This is a genomic window from uncultured Roseobacter sp. (assembly GCF_947491795.1).
Taxonomy (GTDB): domain Bacteria; phylum Pseudomonadota; class Alphaproteobacteria; order Rhodobacterales; family Rhodobacteraceae; genus Roseobacter.
The window spans coordinates 838,991-863,890 of sequence record NZ_CANLKW010000002.1 but is presented as its reverse complement, the minus strand read 5'-3'; the positions used below and the strand labels follow the sequence as shown (position 1 = coordinate 863,890).

General features: G+C 57.0%; 29 protein-coding genes. 7 read left to right on the top strand and 22 right to left on the bottom strand.

Annotated features, from left to right (window positions below):
- Window positions 1–43 precede the first annotated feature (43 nt).
- Window positions 44–880 carry a DUF6473 family protein gene (locus Q1A34_RS11140; RefSeq protein WP_300033772.1) on the bottom strand — a complete coding sequence of 279 codons (837 nt, stop codon included), beginning with the start codon at window positions 878–880 and terminating at the stop codon, window positions 44–46.
- A gap of 153 nt (window positions 881–1,033) precedes the next feature.
- Between Q1A34_RS11140 and Q1A34_RS11135 the strand changes: the two genes are divergently transcribed.
- Entirely contained in the window at window positions 1,034–1,909 is an 876-nt protein-coding gene (locus Q1A34_RS11135; RefSeq protein ID WP_300033770.1) for a 3-hydroxybutyryl-CoA dehydrogenase, read from the top strand.
- A gap of 6 nt (window positions 1,910–1,915) precedes the next feature.
- Here Q1A34_RS11135 and Q1A34_RS11130 read toward each other — a convergent pair whose 3' ends face one another.
- From Q1A34_RS11130 to Q1A34_RS11100, 7 genes are read right to left on the bottom strand one after another with little or no spacing between them, the layout of a single operon-like run.
- Window positions 1,916–2,794 (bottom strand): lysophospholipid acyltransferase family protein, encoded by an 879-nt coding sequence (locus Q1A34_RS11130; protein WP_300033768.1) that lies wholly within the window; start codon window positions 2,792–2,794, stop codon window positions 1,916–1,918.
- Window positions 2,795–2,834: 40 nt separating this feature from the next.
- Entirely contained in the window at window positions 2,835–3,104 is a 270-nt protein-coding gene (locus Q1A34_RS11125; RefSeq protein WP_300033766.1) for an HPr family phosphocarrier protein, read from the bottom strand.
- A 15-nt stretch (window positions 3,105–3,119) separates the two neighbouring features.
- Complete coding sequence (locus tag Q1A34_RS11120) at window positions 3,120–3,512, bottom strand: PTS fructose transporter subunit IIA (protein WP_300033764.1); 393 nt, start codon at window positions 3,510–3,512, stop codon at window positions 3,120–3,122.
- Window positions 3,513–3,516: 4 nt separating this feature from the next.
- Window positions 3,517–4,404: an RNase adapter RapZ gene (gene rapZ, locus Q1A34_RS11115; RefSeq protein WP_300033762.1), complete on the bottom strand. Its 888-nt coding sequence runs from the start codon at window positions 4,402–4,404 to the stop codon at window positions 3,517–3,519.
- Window positions 4,401–4,853, bottom strand: coding sequence for an HPr kinase/phosphorylase (locus Q1A34_RS11110; RefSeq protein ID WP_300033760.1), 453 nt, complete (start codon window positions 4,851–4,853; stop codon window positions 4,401–4,403). The genes rapZ and Q1A34_RS11110 overlap by 4 nt, the downstream gene beginning before the upstream one ends.
- 3 nt (window positions 4,854–4,856) lie before the next feature.
- Window positions 4,857–6,545, bottom strand: a complete 1,689-nt coding sequence (locus tag Q1A34_RS11105; RefSeq protein WP_300033758.1) for a sensor histidine kinase — start codon at window positions 6,543–6,545, stop codon at window positions 4,857–4,859.
- Between the two features lie 40 nt (window positions 6,546–6,585).
- A complete protein-coding gene (locus Q1A34_RS11100) occupies window positions 6,586–7,287 on the bottom strand; it encodes a response regulator transcription factor (protein ID WP_298974843.1) in 702 nt (233 codons plus the stop codon).
- 356 nt (window positions 7,288–7,643) lie between these two features.
- Here Q1A34_RS11100 and Q1A34_RS11095 point away from each other — a divergent pair, with 356 nt between their 5' ends.
- Window positions 7,644–9,242: a phosphoenolpyruvate carboxykinase gene (locus tag Q1A34_RS11095; RefSeq protein WP_300033756.1), complete on the top strand. Its 1,599-nt coding sequence runs from the start codon at window positions 7,644–7,646 to the stop codon at window positions 9,240–9,242.
- A gap of 59 nt (window positions 9,243–9,301) precedes the next feature.
- On the opposite strand, the gene Q1A34_RS11090 is transcribed toward Q1A34_RS11095, so the two are convergent.
- On the bottom strand, window positions 9,302–10,018 hold the full coding sequence (locus tag Q1A34_RS11090) for a hypothetical protein (RefSeq protein WP_300033754.1): 717 nt from the start codon (window positions 10,016–10,018) through the stop codon (window positions 9,302–9,304).
- A 40-nt stretch (window positions 10,019–10,058) separates the two neighbouring features.
- On the bottom strand, window positions 10,059–11,003 hold the full coding sequence (locus tag Q1A34_RS11085) for a LysR family transcriptional regulator (RefSeq protein ID WP_300033752.1): 945 nt from the start codon (window positions 11,001–11,003) through the stop codon (window positions 10,059–10,061).
- A 154-nt stretch (window positions 11,004–11,157) separates the two neighbouring features.
- Between Q1A34_RS11085 and Q1A34_RS11080 the strand changes: the two genes are divergently transcribed.
- The 4 genes from Q1A34_RS11080 to Q1A34_RS11065 all read left to right on the top strand — a co-directional run bounded on the left by Q1A34_RS11080 (window position 11,158) and on the right by Q1A34_RS11065 (window position 14,539).
- A complete protein-coding gene (locus Q1A34_RS11080; RefSeq protein WP_300033750.1) occupies window positions 11,158–11,517 on the top strand; it encodes a helix-turn-helix transcriptional regulator in 360 nt (119 codons plus the stop codon).
- A 249-nt stretch (window positions 11,518–11,766) separates the two neighbouring features.
- Window positions 11,767–13,452, top strand: coding sequence for an acyl-CoA dehydrogenase family protein (locus tag Q1A34_RS11075; RefSeq protein ID WP_300033748.1), 1,686 nt, complete (start codon window positions 11,767–11,769; stop codon window positions 13,450–13,452).
- 164 nt (window positions 13,453–13,616) lie between these two features.
- Window positions 13,617–14,138 carry a TetR/AcrR family transcriptional regulator gene (locus Q1A34_RS11070; protein ID WP_300033746.1) on the top strand — a complete coding sequence of 174 codons (522 nt, stop codon included), beginning with the start codon at window positions 13,617–13,619 and terminating at the stop codon, window positions 14,136–14,138.
- Window positions 14,135–14,539: an META domain-containing protein gene (locus Q1A34_RS11065; protein WP_300033744.1), complete on the top strand. Its 405-nt coding sequence runs from the start codon at window positions 14,135–14,137 to the stop codon at window positions 14,537–14,539. Before Q1A34_RS11070 ends, Q1A34_RS11065 begins: the two co-directional genes overlap by 4 nt.
- Here Q1A34_RS11065 and recO read toward each other — a convergent pair.
- The 12 genes from recO to folK form a co-directional block, all read right to left on the bottom strand.
- On the bottom strand, window positions 14,523–15,248 hold the full coding sequence (gene recO, locus Q1A34_RS11060; RefSeq protein WP_300033742.1) for a DNA repair protein RecO: 726 nt from the start codon (window positions 15,246–15,248) through the stop codon (window positions 14,523–14,525). The genes Q1A34_RS11065 and recO overlap by 17 nt on opposite strands.
- Complete coding sequence (locus tag Q1A34_RS11055) at window positions 15,248–15,577, bottom strand: DUF1491 family protein (RefSeq protein ID WP_300033740.1); 330 nt, start codon at window positions 15,575–15,577, stop codon at window positions 15,248–15,250. Before Q1A34_RS11055 ends, recO begins: the two co-directional genes overlap by 1 nt.
- A 33-nt stretch (window positions 15,578–15,610) precedes the next feature.
- Window positions 15,611–16,519 (bottom strand): GTPase Era, encoded by a 909-nt coding sequence (gene era, locus Q1A34_RS11050; protein ID WP_300033738.1) that lies wholly within the window; start codon window positions 16,517–16,519, stop codon window positions 15,611–15,613.
- Window positions 16,516–17,202, bottom strand: a complete 687-nt coding sequence (gene rnc, locus Q1A34_RS11045) for a ribonuclease III (RefSeq protein WP_300033736.1) — start codon at window positions 17,200–17,202, stop codon at window positions 16,516–16,518. Before rnc ends, era begins: the two co-directional genes overlap by 4 nt.
- On the bottom strand, window positions 17,199–18,038 hold the full coding sequence (gene lepB / locus Q1A34_RS11040; protein WP_300033734.1) for a signal peptidase I: 840 nt from the start codon (window positions 18,036–18,038) through the stop codon (window positions 17,199–17,201). The genes rnc and lepB overlap by 4 nt, the downstream gene beginning before the upstream one ends.
- Before the next feature lie 81 nt (window positions 18,039–18,119).
- Window positions 18,120–18,524, bottom strand: a complete 405-nt coding sequence (gene acpS, locus Q1A34_RS11035) for a holo-ACP synthase (protein WP_300033732.1) — start codon at window positions 18,522–18,524, stop codon at window positions 18,120–18,122.
- 245 nt (window positions 18,525–18,769) lie between these two features.
- Window positions 18,770–19,192 carry an ABZJ_00895 family protein gene (locus Q1A34_RS11030; RefSeq protein ID WP_300033730.1) on the bottom strand — a complete coding sequence of 141 codons (423 nt, stop codon included), beginning with the start codon at window positions 19,190–19,192 and terminating at the stop codon, window positions 18,770–18,772.
- Window positions 19,193–19,446: 254 nt separating this feature from the next.
- The gene (locus tag Q1A34_RS11025; RefSeq protein ID WP_300033728.1) at window positions 19,447–20,199 is read right to left on the bottom strand and encodes a pyridoxine 5'-phosphate synthase; all 753 of its coding nucleotides are present in this window, start codon (window positions 20,197–20,199) and stop codon (window positions 19,447–19,449) included.
- A 14-nt stretch (window positions 20,200–20,213) separates the two neighbouring features.
- Window positions 20,214–20,888 carry a DUF2062 domain-containing protein gene (locus tag Q1A34_RS11020; protein WP_300033726.1) on the bottom strand — a complete coding sequence of 225 codons (675 nt, stop codon included), beginning with the start codon at window positions 20,886–20,888 and terminating at the stop codon, window positions 20,214–20,216.
- Between the two features lie 86 nt (window positions 20,889–20,974).
- A complete protein-coding gene (locus tag Q1A34_RS11015) occupies window positions 20,975–23,134 on the bottom strand; it encodes a bifunctional (p)ppGpp synthetase/guanosine-3',5'-bis(diphosphate) 3'-pyrophosphohydrolase (RefSeq protein ID WP_300033724.1) in 2,160 nt (719 codons plus the stop codon).
- A 32-nt stretch (window positions 23,135–23,166) separates the two neighbouring features.
- The gene (rpoZ, locus tag Q1A34_RS11010; protein ID WP_169639358.1) at window positions 23,167–23,520 is read right to left on the bottom strand and encodes a DNA-directed RNA polymerase subunit omega; all 354 of its coding nucleotides are present in this window, start codon (window positions 23,518–23,520) and stop codon (window positions 23,167–23,169) included.
- Window positions 23,521–23,590: 70 nt separating this feature from the next.
- Window positions 23,591–24,202: a 2-amino-4-hydroxy-6-hydroxymethyldihydropteridine diphosphokinase gene (gene folK / locus Q1A34_RS11005; RefSeq protein WP_366942827.1), complete on the bottom strand. Its 612-nt coding sequence runs from the start codon at window positions 24,200–24,202 to the stop codon at window positions 23,591–23,593.
- A 97-nt stretch (window positions 24,203–24,299) separates the two neighbouring features.
- Here folK and Q1A34_RS11000 point away from each other — a divergent pair, with 97 nt between their 5' ends.
- On the top strand, window positions 24,300–24,854 hold the full coding sequence (locus Q1A34_RS11000) for an NYN domain-containing protein (protein ID WP_298844286.1): 555 nt from the start codon (window positions 24,300–24,302) through the stop codon (window positions 24,852–24,854).
- Window positions 24,855–24,900: the final 46 nt, after the last annotated feature.

The following is a 24,900-nucleotide window of genomic DNA, read 5'->3' as shown; positions in this document are numbered from 1 at the left end:
TTTCGCGCTCAGGCAAAGGCCACCCCATCGCGGGTGGCCTTTTTCATACAAAATCCTGCAAAACCGGACCAAGAACCCGGGCAACCTCGCCATGCGCCTGCGGACCCAGCATGCGCCCGGCGGCCACGGCTTCCATCTCATTAAACACCATACCTGATGTGCCGGCAGCAACGGCTTCCGAAGTGGCCTCGACTTCCACGATAGCGGCAACTTTCTGACGCAACATATCCAGCATCTCCCGCGTCACGAACAGCGGATCACTCGCTTCGACAGAGCAATCCTGTCCCTCTTTTTCCGTCATTGGCGCATGGTCGCCTATCCACACCAAAACCACCGGGCTGCTGATCCTGCTCAGCAGCAGGCGCATCCGTGCCAGCCAGGCCATCTGAAGTTCGCTGCGCACGACCGAAAACCGGTCAATGCTGACCTCCTGAAGAAAGCCCAGCATATGGCGGTTGAAATGGAACTCGGCGAAGTCGACCTCCGGATACACGGTCTTGAGCATCGCGGAAGCCGTCAGAAACCGGTCGTTCCGGCGCGGATGTACCGAATAGAAGCGGTTTGACAGGTTTTGCGCACCGACCACCTGTATCACCGTCATCTGCGCGCTGCTGGCAGATTCAATCAGTGTTTTGTCGTTCACAAAGACATCAACACCAGCATTGAGAATGCCAAAGTTGACGCAGTTGACCCCCAGACCGCTCTCGACCAGAGCCGGGAACGGCGCCTTGATAAACTTGCCGTATGTCTCTGTCCCGCCCAGGAACGCCACATACGGCGCATCAAGGCGTCGTTTTGGTCCCCGGAACAACAGTTTTGAATTGCCATAGCAACAGGGCGCGTAATCCAACGCTCCTGTGCTCATCACATCGTAACTCATAACCCACCTATTTACTCACCCGTTGCCTGTATGACGTGTGATCCCTGATAAAGTCTTAAAGCTATAATTTGACCGGTATTTATCCGCCCACGTGGCCTTGCAGCCGCCCCCTGCGCGGCCTTACACTGCGGCCGACACAGAGGGGCGCGGGGCATGGAAATCAAATCAGTTGGTATTGTTGGCGCGGGCCAGATGGGCAACGGGATTGCGCATGTGATGTCCCTGGCAGGCTATGATGTAATGCTCAATGACATCAGCGACGATGCCCTGGATGCAGCAATGACACTGATGGCGGGCAACATGGACAGGCAGGTCGGTCGTGGCAAGATCACGGCCGAAGAGCAGGCAGCGGCTCTCGCCCGCATCAAACCAACCACGACGCTGAGTGATCTTGGTCAGACCGATCTGATAATTGAGGCGGCGACAGAGCGCGAGACCGTCAAACAGGCGATTTTCGAAGACCTGGTGCCGCATCTGCAACCCCATACGATCCTCACCTCAAACACCTCATCGATTTCAATCACACGCCTCGCCAGCCGGACGGACCGGCCCGAAAAATTCATGGGTTTTCATTTCATGAACCCTGTTCCGGTCATGCAACTGGTGGAGCTGATCCGGGGCATCGCCACCGATGAGCCGACTTTCAGCGCATGCCGCGACGTTGTTGCCCGGCTCAACAAAACAGCTGCGTCGGCCGAGGATTTCCCGGCTTTCATCGTGAACCGTATTCTGATGCCAATGATCAACGAGGCCGTTTATACGCTTTATGAAGGCGTCGGGAACGTTCAGTCTATCGACAGTTCACTGCGTCTTGGCGCCAACCATCCGATGGGGCCACTGGAACTTGCTGACTTTATCGGGCTCGACACCTGCCTTGCGATCATGAATGTGCTGCACGACGGGTTGGCAGACACAAAGTATCGTCCCTGTCCGCTGCTGACAAAATATGTAGAGGCCGGCTGGCTTGGTCGTAAAACCCAGCGTGGTTTCTACGATTATCGTGGCGACATGCCCGTTCCGACACGCTAGGCCGGATCAGTCCTTCAAGGACAGGGTGTGCTCTCGCAGCCAGGCCATAAAGCCGCGCGGGTCATCTGCCCATTTGTCGACAGTTTCCTTGCTGAGAGGTTCGCCGACAACCGGTGCCTGGGGTTTGTCGAAGGCGTGAACCACTTCGTGCAGCAACAGGCCCTGGCGCAGCATGGGTGATATCCGGTTTGCGATCTGGTAGGCCCGGGAGTTCTGGCCGGGAAACTTGATCGGCACAACCGTTGCGCCAGAACGCCGGATCAGTTTGGCGGTAAAAACATTCCATTCCGCCTCAACCGCAGGGCCGAACCAGGTTTCCGAAGCCGCCACAGACCCCGACGGAAACAAAGCCACAACGCCCCCGTCCTTGAGATGGGCCATCGCATTGGCCCGCATCTCAACGCCTTTCCGCTGTGCATCTTCGTCATGCGGAAAAGGTACCGGGATCATGAATGACCCTGCCACCTCATCAATAGCGGTCAGCAGAGATCTGGTGAGGATGCGATAGTCCGGGCGCACCCGGCCAATGAGATCGGCGAAAATCATTCCATCGATCATCCCATGCGGATGGTTCGATACGACAATCACCGGGCCTTCTTTTGGAAAACGGTCCAGCTGGTACTGTGGTGTCTGAAGTTCGATGCCCATCACGTCGAGCGCGGCACGCCAGAAGGCCTGTCCCTGGGGTGCGCCGCGGCGCTCAAACTCGCGGACTTTTCGCAGAATGGTCAGTTTACCCGTAAACGCCTCGATCACCTTGATCACCGCAGACTTCAGCGGATCATCAAACGTGGAAGCATAAGACAGGCTGCGGCGGTCGTATTTGGAAAAATCCACCGGTGCGGGCTTTTTTACCCGACTGATATCTTGTGAGCTGTCCGTCAAACACACGCCCCCGGATTGCTGCCAAAGTTGAGAGACCCGGTCAGGCCTCTTCGCCGAACTTACCGTCCACAAGATCCGTCAGTGCCTGTGCAAGCGCCTCAGCCTCGGTACCGGTAGTCTCAACGTCAATAAAGGTTCCCCGCGAAGCTGCCAACATCAAAAGACCCATAATGCTGTCACCTGATGCCGTCATGCCATCCTTTGAAACCTCTGCGCTGGCGTCAAACTGCTCAACAACTTCGACGAGTTTGGCAGAAGCCCGCGCGTGCAGGCCCTTTTCGTTTACGATTTTCAGGGTGCAACTGGTCATGGATACCGCGGCCTCTTATTCAACGCTGATGTTCTGGCTGTCGATGTATTTCTTGCCCGCTTCAAGAGCCGCGCGAACGGCATCGGGGACAGGTTTTCGGCGGCTTTTTGCAAGCTTGATCAGCATTGGCAGATTGGCACCATAGAGGATGCGACGATTACCTGGTTTGCACGCCAGCAGACTGAGATTAGAAGGCGACCCGCCATACAAATCAGTAACCACTATGACGCCGGCGCCGGTATCCACGTCATTGGCCGCTGTACAGATTTCGCGTTCTTTCGCCTCGCGGTCGTGATCCGCATGAATTGAAATTGCCCGCACGCCGGTCTGTTTGCCCACGACATGCTCGATCGCTGCGAGGTATTCTCCCGCAAGCCCGCCATGCGCAACAATGACAATTCCGATCAAGGTTTCAGGCCTCTTCTTTTTTACGAAGATCGAGTTCGCGGTGCCTAATTGACACCTGCCAGCCTTCCTCTGCAAGGCGCAAAGCAAGCCTTTCGGCCATAGTTACCGATCGGTGTTGTCCGCCGGTGCACCCAAAGGCGATTGAAAGATGGGATTTTCCCTCATCGCGATAAGCCGGCAGCAATAACAGTGCCAGATCCTCAACTTTTGCTGCAAAAGTTTCAAACCGGGAATCTTTTTGAACGTATTCCGCGACCTCTGAGTCGCGCCCGTCCAGACTGCGCAATGCAGGTTCCCAATATGGATTCGTCAGGAACCGGCAGTCGAAAACCATATCGACGCTGCGTGGAAGGCTCCGTTTGTACGAAAAAGACTGAACCGAAACGCTGAGACTGTGGCGCCCGTCAGGGGCAAACCATTGCTCAGTTTCAACCCGCAGCTGGTGGACGTTGAGATCACTTGTATCAATCAGCACGTCAGCCCGTGCGCGCAGCGGTTGCAGCATTTCCAGTTCCCTGCGGATACCGGCTGCCGGCCGGTCGTCAGGAGACATCGGATGCCGCCGCCGGGTTTCCGAAAAGCGCCGCAGCAAAACATCCGGGTGGCAATCTAGATACAGGAGCTCCGGCGCCACCCCTGACATTGCAGCAAGGCGCCCCAGTGCGTCAATGATACGCGTTGTCGAGAAATCGCGGTTGCGAGGATCAATCCCCAGAGCCAGAGGCTTGTCATCATCCGGACTGTCCAGCAGCGCATCCACGAGGCGAAGCGGCAGGTTGTCTATGGCCTCATACCCTGCATCCTCCAGCACGTTCAGCGCGCTGGATCGACCTGCGCCGGAGGGCCCGGTGACGAATATGATGCGCCTTGCGCCTGATGTCTGTGCTGTCATTGCGGTTCTCTCATCCCACCCCTGAGATATTGCAGAACGGCAGCAGGAAAATAGCCGGCCCCGACTTTGTGAATACATCGCAGTCTGACACCACAAATCGTCACAAACTCCGGTTCAGGCAGCCGTTGGCCGGTCACCCTGTCGAGGTCCACCACAAACGCAACAGGTGCGGAAACGATTGTTTCCGACTGCAAAATCCCCAGACCACGCGCTTCGATCAATCCTCTGATGTTGCCCGGGCAGGACGCGATAAGGTCGCCGTCGCGCGCGGTGAGGGCCGTTCGATCGTCCGCGATAAGACGCGCTCCATAGGCCAAAAGCTGCAATGCCAGCGCAGATTTTCCAGAGCCGGAAGCACCGGTGATGAGCGCGCTCCTGCCTTCAACGGCGACGGCACTGGCATGCAGGATCTGAGTGTCCCCGGTGGATCCAGGCGGGGGTGCGGACACGGATCAGATCGGGAGACCCACGACAAAGCGGGCCCCGAGCGGATCAGAAGTGATGTCGGCTTCGGTCGGGCGAATATTCTCCGCCCAGATCACGCCGCCATGCGCCTCGACAATCTGTTTTGAAATCGCAAGCCCAAGGCCGGAGTTATTGCCAAAATGCTCGTCAGGGCGCTGCGAATAAAACCGTTTGAAAATTTTCGACAGTGCCTGGTCTGGAATGCCCGGTCCGGTATCCTCGACGACGATCAGAACCCTGTTCTCTTTTTTACGGGCCCAGATCCGAATAGCGTCACCGTCTTCGCAAAAAGAAATCGCATTGGTAATCAGATTGACAAAGACCTGCGCCAGACGCGCTTCCAGGCCATAGACTGTGATGGGCGTTTCCGGCAAGTCGGTAATGAATTCAATGCCTTGAGTCTTTGCGTCTTCACCCAGATACTGACCAAGATTGGTCAGCGTGGTCAGCACATCAAAAGGCTCTTCCTCTTCTTTGACCAGTTCGCTGTCGAGGCGCGATGCATTGGAGATGTCGCTGACAAGACGGTCAAGACGGCGCACGTCATGGTCGATCACATCCAGCAGCTTTTCGCGCTGATCGTCCCGTTTGACCATGCGCAATGTGCCCACCGCCGATCGCAGGGAGGCCAGGGGGTTTTTGATTTCATGGGCAACGTCGGCCGCAAACTGTTCGTTCCCGTCGATACGGTTGTAAAGGGCCGCAATCATTCCCCGCAGTGCGCCGCTGAGGCGTCCGATCTCATCCGGCCTTGCGGTCAGGTCGGGAATTCGGATGCGGCCCGGATTCATCTTGCGGGCGTTCTTGTCACGCCCGAGCTCAGCAGCGGCCGCAAGATCAGCCAGCGGGTTTGCAATCGTCGATGCCAGCACCAGGCTCAGGCCGACCGAAACAAGGGTCGCGATCACAAACATCTGCAATACCCGCTCACGTTCTGAACGAACGAGTTTGTCGATTTCTCCAGCCGCCGTAGCAACTGCCACCACGCCGATCGCCTGGCCGTTTTGCAAAATTGGCGTTGCGACTGTAAAAAGCGCGCCGCCGGCAACGTCGAGTTCGTTGCGGATCTGGGTGCCTTCCCGCAGGGTCTGTCCGATCAGTGGTCTGATTTTTTCGCTGAGAGGCGTGAGGTTGATCTCTTCTTCTTCAGTGAAGGTCCCGGAAACAGCTGCCCAGAGCCAGCTGAGCCCATCAGTTAGAAGGGTACGTCCCCCGGGGCCACCGGCAATTTCATCTGCCGCCAGTTTACCTTCTGTATTGGAAACGAGCGCGCCGGACGGGTCATAGACAAAAACTTCAATGCCGCTGCGCAGATCCAGCCCGGACAGCGTACCGCCGACATCGACACCGTCACCAGTCACAAGATTCACCGGCGCGCCTGCTGGCAGCTGTGCCTCGACCACGTCTGCGATCAGTTCGGCTTCCGACACCAGAGAGGCAGCCCGCTGGAGTGCAAGGCTGTCCCGTGAAGAATTCAGATACAGAATGCCCGCAACGAGAACGTTGAGGGCAATCAGATTGAAGGTAATGATCTTGCGCGTCAGCGGAGACGTTCGCAGAGACATTAACCCTCTGCGTTCCCTGCTGGCGCGCATTTCGTTTCCGGTCGCACTGTCAGGTGCAACCCAGTCTTCGCCGAGTACCAGGTCTTCGTCCCTCGGCTGAGGGGGCGTCATATCCCGCACGAAATTCCTTTCGGCCAGGGCCATCGGTTAATTATTCTTCGTTGTACCTGTAACCGATACCGTAGAGCGTCTCAATTGCCGAGAATTCATCATCCGCGGTGCGCATTTTTTTACGCAGGCGTTTGATATGGCTGTCAATCGTACGGTCATCTACATAGACCTGATCATCATACGCCACGTCCATCAGCTGGTCGCGCGACTTTACGAAACCAGGGCGCTGAGCAAGAGCCTGGAGCAACAGAAATTCTGTCACTGTCAGCGACACATCCCGGCCTTTCCAGCTTACCGCATGGCGCAGCGGATCCATGCGCAGATCACCGCGCTCCATAACTTTTGTTTCCTCGCTGTCAGCGACGACATCGCCGGCAACCGCATCCTGCCGACGCAACAGCGCACGGATACGTTCGACAAGCAGACGCTGGGAGAAAGGCTTTTTGACATAGTCATCCGCCCCCATCCGAAGCCCGAGAACCTCATCGATCTCATCATCCTTGGATGTCAGGAATATAACCGGCATCGCCGTTTTCTGACGCAGGCGTTGCAGCAGATCCATACCGTCCATCCGGGGCATCTTGATATCAAGCACCGCCATATCCGGCAGTTTCTTGTTAAATGCGTCCAAAGCGGCCTGACCATCATTATAAGTCTCGACCTCGAACCCTTCAGCCTCGAGTGTCATTGACACGGACGTCAGGATATTCCTGTCGTCGTCTACCAATGCAATTTTAGACATTACGTGCTTCCTTGTACTGCTCGTTTCTCGGGTTTTTGGAGATATTCACCATTTTTAACCCTTCCGAATCAATTGTTAACTGCGAATCAGTGCAGCACCTGGGCGCAATTGGGGCAGAATTTGGTTACGGATGACTAAATTGCCGCACATTGTTGACGGCTTCGTTAAAATGATAGCGCCCACATAAACCATGCCGACAAATAGTTACGACAAAGTTCGTGATGGTGGCGCTAACTGCGCCAAAGCGTCCTGTTCACGATATAAAACGTCATGTTATGAGGCCGCGTGGGTGTGGATAATTCGTCTGCACAGCTTCAGCCTTGCACCGCGCAAGCGGTCTATCGGGAGAAAAAGTAATGACAAATGGCCGCGTTAACCCGGACTTCAAACTGGAGGATCAGGGAATAAAGGGCCTTTCGGATGTCTATTACAACCTGATGGAACCCGATCTGATAGAGCAGGCACTGGCCCGCGGCGAAGGCCGTCTGGGCAAAGGAGGCACCTTTCTGGTCACCACCGGCAAATTTACAGGTCGCTCGCCCAAAGACAAACATGTGGTCAAAACAAGCAGCGTCGCGGATACCATCTGGTGGGAAAACAATGCCGCAATGACGCCGGAGGGGTTTGATGCTCTTCACGCCGACATGCTGGCCCACATGGAAGGACGTGAGTACTTTGTACAGGATCTCGTTGGTGGCGCAGATCCCAAACATGCCATCAATGTCCGCATGGTGACCGAACTGGCCTGGCACGGGCTTTTTATCCGCCATATGCTGCGTCGTCCGGACCGGGAAGACCTTGACGAATTCACAGCCGATTTCACCGTGATCAACTGCCCGAGTTTCCAGGCTGACCCCAAAAAGCATGGCTGCAGGTCTGCAACCGTCATTGCAATGAACTTTGACAAAAAGCTGATCCTGATCGGCGGGACAGAATACGCTGGTGAAAACAAGAAGTCTGTTTTCACTCTGTTGAACTACCTGCTGCCTGAAAAAGGCGTAATGCCGATGCACTGTTCGGCCAACCATGCCAACGGCAACCCCGTCGATACGGCCGTGTTCTTCGGGCTTTCCGGCACCGGTAAGACGACGCTCTCTGCCGACCCGTCCCGGACGCTGATCGGTGATGACGAGCATGGTTGGTCTGAAACCGGCACCTTCAATTTCGAAGGCGGATGCTACGCAAAGACAATCAACCTCAGCGCGGATGCTGAGCCAGAGATTTTCGCCACGACAGAGAAGTTCGGCACTGTCATTGAAAACATGATCTACGATGAGCAGACGCGCGAGCTGGACTTTGACGATGACAGCCTGACAGCGAACATGCGCTGCGCCTACCCGCTGCATTACATCTCCAACGCCTCTGACGCAGCGCGGGGCGGACATCCCAAAAACATCATTATGCTGACCTGCGACGCCTTTGGTGTCCTGCCGCCCATCTCGCGGTTGACACCCGCGCAGGCGATGTACCACTTTCTGTCCGGCTTTACCTCAAAGGTCGCGGGCACCGAACGCGGTGTGACGGAGCCAGAGCCCACTTTCTCCACCTGTTTCGGCGCACCTTTCATGCCGCGCCGCCCCGAGGTCTATGGAAACCTGCTGCGCGAAAAAATCGCGACCCATGGGGCAACCTGCTGGCTCGTGAATACCGGCTGGACAGGCGGAGCGTATGGTACCGGCAGCCGTATGCCGATCAAAGCGACACGGGGGCTGCTGACTGCCGCGCTGGACGGCTCGCTGGCAGATGCCGAATTCCGCAAAGATCCGAACTTTGGGTTTTCGGTACCAATTGATGTTAAGGGTGTGCCAAATATCCTGCTTGATCCGCGTCGGACCTGGGACAACCCGGAGGCGTATGACCGCCAGGCAGCCAAGCTGGTCAAAATGTTCTCTGACAATTTTGCCCAGTACCTGCCCTTCATCGACGACGACGTGCGCGCAGCAGCGATCAGCTGACGTCACAGGTTCTGTCTACGCCCGCAGGTGCCACTGCCCTGCGAGCGTGAAGCAGTGTGCTATGCGGCCATGTCCAGAATATCTGACAGTGGCATATCCAGCAAAAAGCGGATGTCATCCCGGCCGACATAGACCAGATACCCTTCGAGCGGGTTTTCATTATTCTTAATGTACCAGCGCAGTGCACTGGGTTCCATGTGCATGTAACCATGGCGCGCAGGGAACCCCTTGAAGACGACTGTGCGCTCCATAAAGCCGAAGATGTAATCCGGGTCGTACATCTGAAGGCCCAAAAGGAAGGCATACCGCCCCAGGATGTAAGAAAGTCCGGTGCCACGGTACTGCCCGGGAGTGCCTCCCATCCAGAATTCTCCGTGATAACAGACCTGTCCTTTGATCCTCTGGGCGCCCGGACCTGCGCGGTAACGGGACCGATTCATGTCGAGATCCATGCCCGACGGCGGGTAATCCACGAAGCGGCGACGCAGATAATCTGAGAGATAGCCCCCATGCAGGTCCACACAGCGCATCGCCTGGGTATGCATGATTGTCCCATTGCCGTCGCGTCCCGCAATCCAGAAAGAATTTGCAGGAGTCATTGGCTGTAAATCCGGGTTAAGAGGCGCACCCAGAGTGTGTCCCGGCCTGGCCTCGGCAAGTATCTCCCGATACTCGTCAAAGTCGTGGCCGACCTGAAGTTCTATACCGTGCTCATTCAGCAGACTGGAGCTGCTGGCCAGGAACCGTGTTCCGTCCTGAAAAGTGTGCAAGGTCATTAAGGCTTCTCCTCTGATGGTATTACCATCACAGGTTAACCTAAATAATCGTTGCCTGCTCGTATTTTACGCAGGATGGGTCAAAGTCGACCTGCGAATCCATGGGAGCAAGGTCGAGAACCTCTGCGCCAAGTCCCGGAATATTCATTTCACGCGAGCGGTCAAGCACCGCAATCAACGCAAAACTACCATCCGGAAAAGCGCCTCCCATCAGCATCCTGTGGTATGCGGTTGGCACAACGTCTCCGCCCGGCATACGTGGAACCTGGGTAAATATCTGATCTAAACGACATCCTCCTGTTGTTTTAACGTCCTTGTAAGGCAGATCGAGCATCAGCGCGAAATCCTGCCCGCCCGGAAACTGACCGATCGGACGGCCGATACTGCTCCGCGCGTTCGTCCAGCCAAACCAGATCGAATAGAACGATTTCTCGCCCATTTCGACGCAGATCCAGCCGGTCGGCGACTCACGATAGACCATGAGATAAGGGCGAATATGTGCCATATTTGCGTGCTCAATGTGGCCGCTGCTCATCGTCCACGCGCGAAATGCCTCGCGGAAAAGAATGTTTTCCGGCTTCCAGATTGAATCGATTCGTTGCTGGTGCTGATGAAAACTCCAGCCGTTCGGCTGCCTGTGCGACAGTGTGAGCAGACCGCTCAGGTGATTCATATCACCCTGCAGCCAGGCGTTGCCGCGCGCCAGAATTTCCTGCGCGGCAGGCAGCGCCTGCTCGCCGGCTTCCGTCAGCCGGTACTGGCGGTCTTCTATCGCAAACAGTTCTACACCCTTGGATTCTTCCAGCAGTGCGATGTGGCGGCGCACCGTCTGGCGCGTGCTTCCCAGTTCCCGAACCGCATGACTGAGGTTGAGAGTTCTAGCAAGGGTAGTAAACGACCGGATCATCTCATGCAGAAGGCTATGAGATTCCGCGGCCTTTTTCGAAGCCGAAGCCGTCTCTGGTGGTTTCATAATCTCGTTCATTACGCACAATGGTAAATAAATCACCCACTAATGCAACATTTTTCACCCATCACCTGAACATTTTTAGTCAAAAAAAAATAAAAGGTAGTCAGTTGATCGAAACCCGGTTTCCCGCGATGAGAGTAGTCAGTCTCAACCAGAGGTGTTAAAAAGTATGTCCCATCCTGTAGATGTTCACGTTGGCCGAAAGCTGAAGCAAATTCGTACGATCCGTCGTTTGTCCCAGACAGACGTGGCGCGCGAGCTTAACCTTTCGTTTCAGCAAATTCAGAAATATGAAATCGGCTCTAATCGTATTGCCGCCAGCCGGCTGTACGAACTGTCAAGAATACTGGACGTTCCGACGTCTTATTTCTTTGAAGGTCTTGATGCTTCAGAAGAAGCCTCTATCGGTCGCGATCCCAGCATGGAAATCGTGACAGCGCTCGCCGCAATCCGGGATGACACTGTCAAATCCCGCATCGTAACGTTCATAGAAGACGTTTCCGGCGTGACGGTTGCCCGTCAGGGGTAAGGGGGGAATCGGCGCTGTTGCTGATTCTGTGTTACGAGTGATGAACCGATGTACCGCGCCAGAACGGCCGGTGTATCGGTTTTTTTATGCCTGCCTCCGGCCCGAGGCAACACAACATTGTTGCAGCGCAGAAATTTCCGTAATTCCCTGACGTAATTTTCGTACAATTCGACGCAGGCTATTGTATTTTTGTTGCGCTGCACCTGCAAAGTGCCTAGACCTCTGAGCGACTGGAAAAGGATGTTTCGGATGGCACATGACGGACAAGACCCCGCACCCCAAAACGAGGTTCTGCTAGCGGATCTTCTTTCTCTCACAGGTGCAGCCCTTCCCGCTGTAGAAAGTATCCTGGAGAGTGCGACGGCACGTGTCCGTGAAAAGGTCTCACAGGATGGCCGGATATCAAGTGCGCTGATCGAAGAACACCAGACCGCCGCACACGGTCTGGCGTGGCTTGCAACATATGCGCAGTCGCTGCGGCAGATGCAAAAGTGGGCCGAAACCCTGAATTCTGAAGGCAGGTTTGGCGAAACGGAACAGCTGATCCATCAGATCGCTTTCGGAGAATACCTCTGGCAGATCTATGGCGGTATCCAGATGAACCAGGGGGAAATCCTCCGGCTTCAGGACCTCGGGCTAAGCCAACAGGATATGCGCGCACTCATCGAGCCCGCTGTCATGGCCCTTACACAGCAGGGAAATACCCAGGCGGCAAGAACGCGGCTTGTCGCGCTGATGCAGGAGCACTCTGCCAACATCACTGTGGGCACGACAGGCCTTGAGGATGAGCTGGAGATGATCCGCGAGCAATTCAGGCGCTATGCTGTTGAGAAGGTCGAACCCTTTGCGCATGACTGGCATCTGAACGACGAACTGATCCCTATGGAAGTGATCGAAGAGCTCGCTGAAATGGGCGTCTTCGGTCTTACCATTCCTGAAGAATATGGCGGTTTCGGCCTTTCCAAAGCCTCAATGTGCGTCGTGAGCGAGGAGCTGTCACGCGGATACATCGGGGTCGGCTCGCTCGGGACACGTTCCGAAATCGCAGCAGAACTGATCCTTGCAGGCGGTACAGACGCGCAGAAAGAAAAGTGGCTGCCGCGTCTGGCATCCGCCGAAACCCTGCCCACTGCCGTCTTTACCGAGCCCAATACAGGCTCTGATCTCGGCAGCCTGCGCACCCGCGCGGTCAGGGACGGCGACGACTACCGCGTTACCGGGAACAAGACGTGGATCACCCACGCCAGCCGAACGCAGATCATGACCCTGCTGGCCCGCACAGATCCCGACACTGCGGATTACCGCGGCCTGTCCATGTTTATTGCCGAAAAAACGCCCGGCGATGAAGAAAACCCGTTTCCGACCGAAGGTATGACCGGCGGTGAAATTGAGGTGCTCGGGTATCGCGGCATGAAAGAGTATGAACTGGCTTTCGACAACTTCTTTGTCAAAGGTGAGAACCTGCTGGGCGGCGAAGAAGGCAAAGGCTTCAAGCAGCTGATGGAGACATTCGAATCCGCGCGTATCCAGACCGCAGCCCGCGCCATTGGTGTGGCTCAGTCCGCTTTGGATATCGCAATGCAATATGCACAGGACCGCAAACAGTTTGGCAAGTCGCTGATTGAGTTCCCGCGTGTCTCGGGAAAACTGGCGATGATGGCCGTGGAAATCATGATCGCCCGGCAACTGACCTATTTTTCTGCTTTCGAGAAAGACGACGGCCGGCGCTGTGATGTCGAGGCTGGCATGGCCAAGTTGCTCGGTGCCCGCGTGGCGTGGGCTGCTGCCGACAACGGCCTGCAGATTCACGGCGGCAACGGGTTTGCACTGGAGTACAAGATCAGCAGGGTCCTGTGCGATGCGCGCATCCTGAATATCTTTGAGGGGGCTGCCGAAATTCAGGCGCAGGTCATCGCCCGGCGTCTGCTCGGCTGACGGCTGGACAAATCCGCGGGGACTGTGGGCCATTGACGGCGCCGGGGCGGTATTCTGCCGACAGGCGCATCAATTTTACGCTGCGCCGCGGCGAAACGTCCCGTATCAGGCGATTACCCCGCGCGCCGCTTGCGCAGACCTGCCGCGCTTCTTATGGCTGGCATATGAAACGCGCCCGCCTGAACCGCCAGTCCTGGATCGACGCTGGTCTGATCGCTCTCGTTGCAGAGGGCCCGAATGCGCTGGCTGCGGAACCACTCGCGCGCAGACTCGAAACGACCAAGGGCTCGTTTTACTGGCACTTCAAAGATGTGCCCGAATTCCAGAAAGCCGTTATCCGCGACTGGCAGAGCCGTGCTTTTGCTGATGTGGTCAATGCCCTGGCTGAAGATGGGAGCGCTGAGCAGCGCCTGCGCCGCTTTGGCAAAAGGATGCTTGCAGACCGTCAGGACCCGGCACTGCGCACCTGGGCGCGCAGTGACAAATCCGTCGCCCGCGCGATTGCGCAGGTTGACGCAGAACGCCTGACTTATCTTGGAAACGTGCTGAAGCAGCTAGGGATCACAAACCCGGAGTTTGCGCAGAGCACGCTTGCAGCGCTCATTGGCCTGCCTCAGATCGGTGGCAAGACCCGGCCCGCCCGCGCGTTTGAAACGCTGACTGATCTGGTGGTGGCTTTGCAGTGACCAGAGTGTTTGCCTGCGTATCCGCGCTCTGTGCATTGACAGTCACTGCCGCCTGCTGGAAAGACGAGACCCTGTCAGCCTACGGCGCTGCAGACCGCACGTGGGTTTTGTCCGAATTAGATGGAAAACCATTCCGCGCCCCGGCGACACTGACATTCCCGGAACCGGGGCAGATGGCCGGCGCAGGACCCTGCAACAGCTTTTCAGCTGTGATGGAAGCACCCTACCCCTGGTTTGAAGCCGGACCTCTGGCCGCCACCCGCAGGGCCTGTCCTGACCTGCCTTCCGAAACGGAATATTTCCGGGCACTTGGCGAAATGAGCCTGTCCGAAGTGCTGGGCGACACTCTCATTCTCTCGACGCCCGAAGGCCGGAGCATGGTCTTTACAGCCGGCGGCTGAACTGGTCGACAAACCGGGCGCGTGCATCGGGCAGTGGCCGGCCTCCGAGGTCCCGGGCAAGATGCTGCTGCAAAAAATAACCCGTTGTCTGAAAGGCTTCTGCGATCTCGCTATCGGGCGCTTCCCCGTCGCCGCGCAGCACCGCAGGCAGGGGCAGCATCCGGTCGGCCCACTCTCCGGCAGCCCCCCGGGACACGGCACGTCCGGATTTGGGAGATACATAAAACAGGTCGTCATTCTGCCCGGTTACTGCGCATCGATCGAGTTCCAGCGCATACCCCATATCCTGCAAAAGCTGCACTTCCCATTTCAGGTAGGCCAGCGGCCAGATGTCATTCTGCCCCAGCAAGTCCAACAGCTGTTCGGTCTGCCGGTAGAGATCCCCATGCGGCTCGCGCTCCGGCAGGCAAAATCCCAGAAGCGCCGTCACCGCGTTCAACCCGGCCAGCGCCAGCCTGTCTCCCAGCGCCGCTGCCGCGCGGCTTCGCACAGGCTCTACCTGAAAACTGCCGATGTGCTCCTCAAGGCGCGCACGCCACAGCAGGTCCAGTTGCGCACCGGGTTGCAGATGGGGTGCAATCCGGCGGCTCGTCCCACCGCGCACGACACCTGCATGTCGGCCATGCCCCGGCGTGAAAACCTCGATGATGGCGGATGTTTCGCCGTGGCGACGGCAGCTCAGTAGGATACCCTGATCACGCCATTCCATCAGGCAAGACCGGGCTGATCCAGCAAATGACGGCCTTGCCGGTCCTCGACTTCGATCACCCACAGATCCGGATCGAAACCACGTTGTCTGGTCAGCGCGGCATCTACTTCAGCTTCAGGGCCGGCACAGAGTGTGCTCCAGGCCTGGGTGTCCTGCATCAGGTCCCATGTGCGCTGATAGAGACTGCCCTGACCATCCAGCGTATTGACCTTTACCAGAACGGCACCGGCAGAATCGTCACCATGCGCGACGACAAACGCGGGAATATCTGCGCCCCGTAAACGGGTCAGATAGGCATCCACCCAGAACCTGGCGGTCAGACGTGCCATTCGCAGCTCTCTCCTGCCGGGCGTCGCAATGCCTCAGGTATTCCCATCCTTAAACTCCAGCCCCATTTCCGAATACCGTTCAGCCTCGTCCAGCCAGTTCGGCCGCACTTTCACCTGCAAAAACAGATGAACACGGCGCCCGAGGAATGTCTCGAGCTCTTCACGTGACGCTTTTGATACAGCCTTGATCGTCTCGCCTTTGTGGCCGAGGACAATTCCCTTGTGTCCGTCACGGACGACATAGATCAGCTGGTCGATACGGGCCGATCCGTCTTTGCGTTCTTCCCATTTCTCGGTTTCCACCGTCAGCTGATAGGGCAGTTCCTGATGCAGTCGCAGCGTCAGTTTTTCGCGTGTCATCTCTGCCGCAATCATGCGCATGGGCAGGTCTGCGATCTGATCCTCCGGATAGAGATACGGCCCTTCCGGCACTTCGCTGGCCAGCCAGCGGCGCAAGTCGTCAACTCCGTGCCCGCGTTCTGCTGAAATCATGAAGGTTTCGGCGAAATCGTACTTCGCGTTCAGCTTCTGGCTGAGGCCCAGCAGCACCTCGGCGGCAACGCGGTCAATCTTGTTGATCGCCAGTGCAACGCGCCTGCCGTCACCAATGTCCTGCAGACCTTCCAGAATACGCTCTACGCCTTCGGTGACACCGCGGTGGGCCTCGATCATCAGAACGACCACATCTGCATCCGCAGCACCGCTCCACGCAGCCGCTACCATCGCGCGGTCCAGCCTGCGTTTTGGCTGGAACAGACCCGGGGTATCCACGAATACGATCTGGCTTTGGCCTTCCATCGCCACCCCGCGAATGCGCGCACGCGTCGTCTGAACCTTGTGGGTCACGATGGACACTTTGGCACCGACCATACGGTTCAGCAGCGTTGATTTTCCGGCGTTCGGCTCGCCTATGAGGGCTGCAAAACCTGCGCGCGTGGTCATTGAGTTTTCTCCAGTTCGGACAGCAGGGCGGCTGCGGCGGCCTGTTCGGCCTGCCTTTTTGATCCGGCCTTTGCTGCCTGCTGCGCCCCGTTTTCAAGGCTTGCGGTAATCGTAAACTGCGGCGCGTGGTCGGGTCCGGTTCGCGCCGTTTCGGTGTAGTTTGGTGGTCTGAAACCCCGGGCCTGTGCCCACTCCTGCAGCGCAGTTTTTGCGTCACGCGCATCGGCCTCTACGTTGCGGACGCGCGTACCCCAAAGCCGCAGAATGAGTTCTTTGGCCGTGTCGAAACCGGCATCGAGGTAAACTGCGGCAATCACCGCTTCGATCCCATCCCCCAGCAGCGCCTGTTTCCGACGGCCACCAGACACCATTTCAGAGCGCCCCAGCCGCAACACCGCACCCAGATCTATCTGGCGGGCGACATCCGCGCAGGTTTCTTTGCGAACGAGGGCGTTAAAGCGTGGTGCCAGCTGGCCCTCGCTCGCGGTCGGGTCCAGCGCCAGAAGCGCTTCGGCCATCACCAGACCCAGAACCCGGTCTCCCAGAAACTCCAGTCGCTGGTTGTCATCGCGGGTTGCCGAAGACATGGACGCGTGCGTGACAGCCTGTGCCAGCAATTCAGGCCGTGTGAACCTGTGGCCTAACCGATCCTGAAAGGCCCCTAGTTCGGCAGAAAGTTTCACTCGACTGCCCTGAAAAAGCGATCACCACGCCATGTCCAGAAAAACAGCATCGACCGGCCACCGGACGAGAACATGATGCGGTCCGCCCGGCCAATCAGGTTTTCATAAGGCACAAAACCGACGCCCTGCACCTGCTGAGCAAGGCGGCTGTCAGCAGAGTTGTCCCGGTTGTCACCCATAAAGAAGTAATGACCCTCCGGGACCGTATATATACCAGTGCGGTCAGATGACTGCGGCCCGATGTCCAGCACGAGATGAGAGGAACCATCTGGCAGTGTCTCAATTGCCCGGGCTTTCAGGCAAGCCCCGCCGTCACCCACCGGCCCGTTCATACAACGCGGGCGGCGCCCTTCCGGTCCCTGTGGCTCCATCAGCTCCTCGAAAGTACCAGCAGGCTCCTGCGGCAGCACCTCGCCGTTCAGCACCACAAGTCCGTCGCGCAGCTGTATCTGGTCACCGGGCAGCCCCATCAGCCTTTTGATGTAATCCCTCCCGGAAACCGGGTGGCGAAAGACAACCACATCGCCGCGCTCAGGATCGCCGCCCCAGAGACGGGAGTTGTCACCGTCCAGAAAGCCGCAGATATCCTGTGCGTCGACGTCCACGCCGAACCGCGGCAGATAAATGCTCGGGCAGGACGCATAGGAATACCCATAGGCCATTTTGTTCACAAAGAGAAAATCACCAACGAGCAGCGTCTCTTTCATAGAGCCCGACGGGATCCAGAAGGGCTGGAAAAACAGTGTCCGGAACACACCCGCAATGAGCAGCGCGTAGACGATCGTTTTCACCGTCTCGACAAAGGCATTCGGTGGCTTTTTTTCTTTGGCGGCCATGAGGTATTTTCCTGACTGGTTTGAGCCGTAATGCGCAGCCAAACGGGGCAAGTCAAGGCGGTGTCCGGTCACGAACAGGTATCAGGCAGTGGCAGGCCTTGCTTCGATAACGACGAATGCCTGTGCCCAGGGGTGATCATCGGTGAGCGTCACGTGAATGATCGCCTCATGACCGGCAGGTGTCATCTCTGCCAGGCGATCTTTGGCCCAGCCGGTCACCTCCATAACCGGTTGCCCGCTCCGCAGATTGCTTACGGCCATGTCCTTCCAGGAAATACCCATGGCCAGTCCGGTGCCCAGGGCCTTGGAGCAGGCCTCCTTGGCCGCCCAGCGTTTGGCATATGTTCCGGCCACATCCCTGCGCCGTTCCGCCTTGCGCTGTTCTGTTTCCGTGAACACGCGGTTCTTAAACCGGTCGCCGAAACGATCCAGAGTGCCTTGAATCCGGTCAATGTTTGCGAGGTCTGTTCCGATACCAAGGATCATCGTCTGCCTTTAAGTGCCGTTAGAAGGGCCAGACCAGAACAATAGAGAAATCGGCCCGCGTTCCAAGACCCTGCCCGCAGCAACTCCGAGGCTCGGACAGAAACACGTGGGACCCGAACTGGCGTTCCTTACTTCACCAAAGTATTTTCTTATTCGCCCGCAAGCTACGACGGGCAGTTTCTGCCGCAAAAAAAGGCAAAGAGCCGACTTCTAAGGAAAATAGTGAACTGACAGGGCAAACAACTTTAGGATGTGTATCTGTCGAGAACAAGTTTAAGCCCGGCTTCGTAGCTGAAGCGTACTGCAACGCATGTTGCGACAGACAAACCGATCAGTGCAAAGGCGAAATTCACGGGGTCAATCTGGCTGAGCGACGCGATGTGAGAGGGTGAAAAGATACGAAAAACTGCGTAAATTGCGTCCAGAACCAGTACAGACATCGCTGTCATACTGATCGCAGCAACCCATGTTGCATCTCTGGAGGGCCTTTTTTTATTGGACTTTCCGTAATGGTGCCCTTCGAGCAGCGCGGCAATAACAATGCAGGCAAAAGGAGCAGGGCTCAGGCTGACAGGAAAACCCGCGAGCAAAAACAAAAGACGAGCCATGCCATAGAGAGCAAGAAGAGAAATCAGCAGGGTCAAACAGAATCGGATGGGGCGGAACATAGTGAAAAACCTTGATAAAAATATCGTACTACGCAACCTAAAGATGATATGTGTCAACTTCTGGGCAGCTTTTGCCTTAATTTTGCCATAATGCGAAATTCCGCCTGGTCGGAAAAAATGCCCGGCAAAGTCCCGCTGAAATCGTAAATTGGTCAGGTCCGGACGTATGCGGAAAATTAAGGAAAAACCATAGGAAACCAACACCGAAGTTGTGAAAAATACACACCCAGGTGTCGGTTTTTCCAGGCTGCAATTTATCCGGAGCGGGCATCATCCATCAGGCGGCGCATCTCGGCGATAGCCGGTGACAATCCAAGAAAAATGCTCTCTCCGATCAGAAAATGGCCGATGTTCAGTTCCATTACTTCTGGCAGAGCCGCAACGGGAGACACAGTGTCATAGGTCAGCCCATGTCCTGCGTGCACCTCCAGCCCCAGACTGTATGCAAATGCCGACATTTCCCGCAACGCGGCAAGTTCACTGTCCCTCGTTTCAAAATCACCCTCGGCATGGGCGTCACAGTAGGCCCCTGTATGCAGTTCAATAACCTGGGCACCAATGCGGTGCGCGGCTTCGATCTGGCGATGATCCGCCGCAATAAAAATGGAGACCCGGCAGCCTGCGTCCCGCAGGGGCGCTATAAAGTGGGCCAGCCTGTTTTCCTCGCGCGCCACTTCCAGCCCGCCCTCTGTGGTCCGCTCTTCGCGTTTTTCGGGCACGATGCAGACCGCATGCGGTTTGTGACGCAGTGCAATTTTCTGCATTTCGTCCGTAGCCGCCATTTCAAAGTTCAAAGGCACTGTCAGCACATCGACCAGCCCCTCAATATCGGCATCCGATATATGGCGTCGATCTTCGCGCAGGTGCGCTGTGATCCCGTCTGCACCCGCCTCCTGTGCTATACGCGCCGCCCTCAGCGGATCCGGAAAGGCTCCACCGCGTGCATTCCGCACAGTGGCCACGTGGTCGATGTTTACGCCAAGGCGCAGTTTACCAGAAAAAGACATACGTCCCCCCTTTGTTATTCCCCGGCTGAATGATGTTCCGCTTTGCGCTTTGCATCCGCTTTTGCTGCGGCTTTTGCTTTCAGCGCGTCAAATTTTGCCTTGATCGCGCCCTTGCGTCGTTTCTGATAGGCCCGGATCAGCGGTACAGAAAGATAGTAGCACAGCGTCGCAAAGAAGATACCCGGCAAAACGCCGCCAACCATGTATGGGAAAAAGATCTCATCATAAAAAACGTGCCACCCGGTCCAGTCCGCTGTTTCGTCGGTGAACATCGCTTTGAAATTATCTCTCAGGTCGGCACCGGCATCGACGAATTTGCCACCAAAGGACCGCTGGACAGCTTCGTCCATCTTATCCCCCAGCAGCCAGTGTCCCGTTGACAGAGCCGCGACACCGATCGGCACATAGGTCAGCGGATTGCCAAAGAAGGTGGCCATCAGCGATGCAATGACATTACCCCGCATGACGGTTGCCAGACCCGCCGCAATAAAGAAGTGCAGCCCGTAGAACGGCGTGAAGGACGCAAACACCCCGGCCCAGATTCCCCGCGCGATGCGCTCCGGACTGTCAGGCAGCCGCCGCATACGGTGTTTGACGTAATGAAACGCCCGTGCCCAGCCACCGCGCGGCCACAGAAACTCAAGCACGGCACGGGGCCAGCTTTTGGGATCTCTGCGTTTAAAGACCAAGCGGGGAAGTCCTCTTTGCTAATCGGTTGGAGCCGTTATGACAGACCATCGTGTAAATATGACTACCAGATGACCCGGTTGCGACATCAGGTGGGTGTTTCTGTTTGTATCTGCGACATATTGCGCGAGCGGGAAACAGAAGCCACATCACTTTCGGCTTCCAGCGTCAGCATCAGCGAATGCAGATGCGCCACATCCCTGAGTTCCAGATAGATCAGCAACCGGTAAAAGTCAGGCTTTCGGTCAACAAACTGCAAATCCGAGATGTTTGCCCGCGTTTCACCGATCAGCGTGCAGATACGGCCCAGCGTGCCGGCATCATTGTTGAGGGTAATCTCAAGGGTTGCCCCATAAACTGCGGGGTGACTGCCTTCGTGCCAGCGAAGATCCAGCCAGCGCTCCGGCTGATCCTCGTAGGCGCTGACGCGGTCACAATCGATCGCGTGTACAACAACGCCGCGCCCTTTAAAGGTGATCCCGATAATCCGCTCCCCCGGCAGCGGCTGACAACAGAAAGCCCGTTCAAATGACTGATCCGCCGACAGGCCGATAACAGCGCGGCTGGCATCAACCTTTTCTCCCGCTTTCGGGGTGAGGTCCGGATAGACCGACTGGACGACCTCCCGCCCGGTGATCTCTGCACTGCCAAGGCGGGCGAGCAGATCGTCACGGTTTTTCAGCCGCATATGGCGTGCCGCAGTTGACAGGGCTTTGTCCGTTGCTTTGCGACCGACATGTTCAAATGCCGAGCGTGCAAGCTCGCGACCCAGCTTCACAAAACGGGCACGGTCTTCCTCGCGCAGGGACTTGCGGATCGCCGCACGCGCCTTACCGGTGGTTGCAATGTCCAGCCATGTGGCCTGTGGGCTCTGGCCCTCGGCTGTGATGATTTCGACGTTCTGGCCGTTTTTGAGACGCGTCCAGAGTGGCACGCGCATGTGGTCCACCTTGGCACCGACACAGGCCATGCCGATCCTTGTGTGGATGGCAAAGGCAAAATCAATTGGTGTGGCACCACGTGGCAGTTTGACCACCTCGCCTTTGGGTGTGAAGCAGAACACCTGGTCGGAGTACATTTCCAGTTTAACCGCTTCGAGGAAATCCTCGTGATCTTCCTCGGCATCAAACTGTTCGGTCAGGGTTGTGATCCACCGTGCCGGGTCAACGGCAAAGGGGTTCTGACTGCGCACGCCGTCACGATAAGACCAGTGGGCGGCCACACCGGTTTCGGCCACGTCATGCATCTGGCCGGTGCGGATCTGAACTTCGACCCTTTTGCCATCACGCCCTGAAACGGTGGTGTGGATCGACCGGTACCCGTTGGATTTGGGCTGACTGATGTAGTCCTTGAACCGGCCCGGCACCGCGCGCCACCGCTGGTGAATAGCGCCGAGTGTTCTGTAGCAGTCTTCTTCGGTAGCTGTGATGATCCGGAAGCCATAAATATCCGACAATCGCGAAAAGGTCTGTTCCTTTTCCTGCATCTTGCGCCAGATGGAATACGGTTTTTTAGCACGGCCAAAGACGTCGGCCTCAACCCCGGCCTTATCGAGTTCCAGCCGCATGTCACCTGTAATCCGCTGGATCACATCACCGGTTTCGCGCTGCAGGTTGATAAAGCGGCGGATAATGCTTGCACGGCCCTCCGGATTGAGAACGCGGAACGCGAGGTCTTCCAGCTCCTCCCGCATCCACTGCATACCCATTCGTCCGGCAAGCGGCGCAAAGATCTCCATAGTCTCGCGCGCTTTCTGCGCCTGCTTTTCGGGGCGCATCGCTTTGATTGTGCGCATGTTATGCAGGCGGTCCGACAGTTTGACCAGGATGACGCGCAGGTCCTTGGACATTGCCATGAACAGTTTGCGGAAGTTTTCGGCCTGTTTGGTCTCGGTCGAGTTGAGCTGCAGGTTGGTCAGCTTGGTCACACCGTCGACCAGCTCAGCAACTTCAGTGCCAAAGCGGGTTTCCACCTCGGAGTAGGACGCTTTGGTATCCTCGATCGTGTCATGCAGCAGCGCCGTGATGATCGTGGCATCATCTAGTTGCTGTTCTGTCAGAATAGCCGCCACCGCGACAGGATGCGTAAAATAAGGCTCGCCCGAGTGGCGCAGCTGCCCTTCGTGCATCCGCCGCCCATAGTCATAGGCGCCGCGGATTAGATCAGCATTTGTCTTGGGATTGTATTTGGCGACCAGCGCGATCAGATCGTCGGCAGTAATGTCCAGATCTTCAACGGTGCTCGCCATACCATCTGTTCCTCAGGCAGGGAACAGGCTGGTCAGCCCTGCCCCTGTGCCGCCATCAGCTGGCGCAGCAGCATTTCTTCGGACATGCTGTCTTCTTCGGGTTTGTCCTGCTCGGCCCCCATCAGAAGCGCCATTGCGTCTTCTTCAGGTTCATCAACCTCAATCTGGTTCTGGTTGCTTTCGATCAGACGCTCACGCAGCTCTTCTGCGCTTTGGGTCTCGTCTGCAATCTCGCGCAGGGACACGACGGGGTTCTTGTCGTTGTCGCGGTTTACGGTGATCGCTGCACCCGAAGAAATCTCGCGCGCGCGGTGTGCTGCCAGCATAACCAGCTCAAACCGGTTCGGGACTTTATCAACGCAATCTTCGACTGTGACGCGGGCCATGAAACTCTCCGTGCGGATGCAGATGTTAGAAGTGCGCTATGTAGGTCGGATCTGCGTGGTTTACAAGCGCCTATTGCAGGGCGCGGACCTCTTGCCGTGCGCCGTCAGGCAGTTCTTTCAGCATCTCAGAAACTGTCTTTTTCAGCAGCGGATGCTCCCAGTCCGGCGCTACATCTGCAAGCGGAACCAGCACAAAGCCCCGCTCCTGCATCCGGGGGTGCGGCAGGATCAGGCCGTCGGGCACCTCGCGCATCTGCGCTTCCAGGCTGAGCGAGCGCCATGTTTTGTGGGTTTGCGCATCCGGGAGCACCTGATCGTCAAAGGCAATCAGATCAAGATCAAGGGTGCGCGGCGCCCACCGTTCGCGGCGGACGCGTCCCATGCCGGCCTCGATGCCATGCAGAAACGCCAACAGAGCCTGCGGGGTCAGATCGGTCTCGGCACAGACTGCGGCGTTCACGAAATCGGGACCGTTTCCCGGCGGAAAAGCAGGCGTCGTATAGAGCATGCTCTGGGCGCGAATCACCGTGTTGTCCGACGGGATAGCCTTTATACCCATTCGGATAGTTTCCGCCGCGTCACCCGATACTGACGGATAGTTCGCTCCCAGGGCAATCAGGGCAACTGACCGGAATTGAGGCAGGTTTCCGCCTGTATTTGTGAGTTTGTGGTCTTGCGACACCTGGAAATTCCCCTATTTTGCCCGTCAAACGGACCGCATAATAATTACGCCAAATGGTTCAGAGTACCAGCGTCCGGTACCATCGGAAGGACTGACAATGTTTTACAAGGACGAGCGCCTTGCTCTGTTCATCGACGGCTCGAATCTTTACGCAGCCGCCAAAGCGCTCGGATTTGACATCGACTACAAACTGCTGCGGCAGGAGTTCATGCGTCGTGGGAAGCTTCTGCGGGCATTCTATTACACCGCGCTTTTGGAAAACGATGAGTACTCGCCCATTCGTCCGCTCGTAGACTGGCTGAACTACAACGGGTTCACCATGGTGACCAAACCGGCCCGCGAATACACCGACAGCATGGGCCGCCGTAAGGTAAAGGGAAACATGGACATCGAACTGACGGTTGATGCCATGGAACTTGCACCCCGCGTGGACCACATCGTTCTGTTTTCCGGCGATGGTGACTTCCGGCCGCTGGTCGAAAGCCTGCAACGATCCGGTGTGCGCGTGTCCGTCGTGTCGACAATTCGCAGTCAGCCGCCGATGATATCCGATGAACTGCGCCGCCAGGCAGACAATTTCATCGAACTGGATGAGCTCAAGGACGTGATCGGCAGACCGCCGCGTGATTTTGCCGAGGCAAGCAACGGCTGACAGGCACCTGCTGCAACGGACCACTGGACGCTGCGCCGGCAAAGCC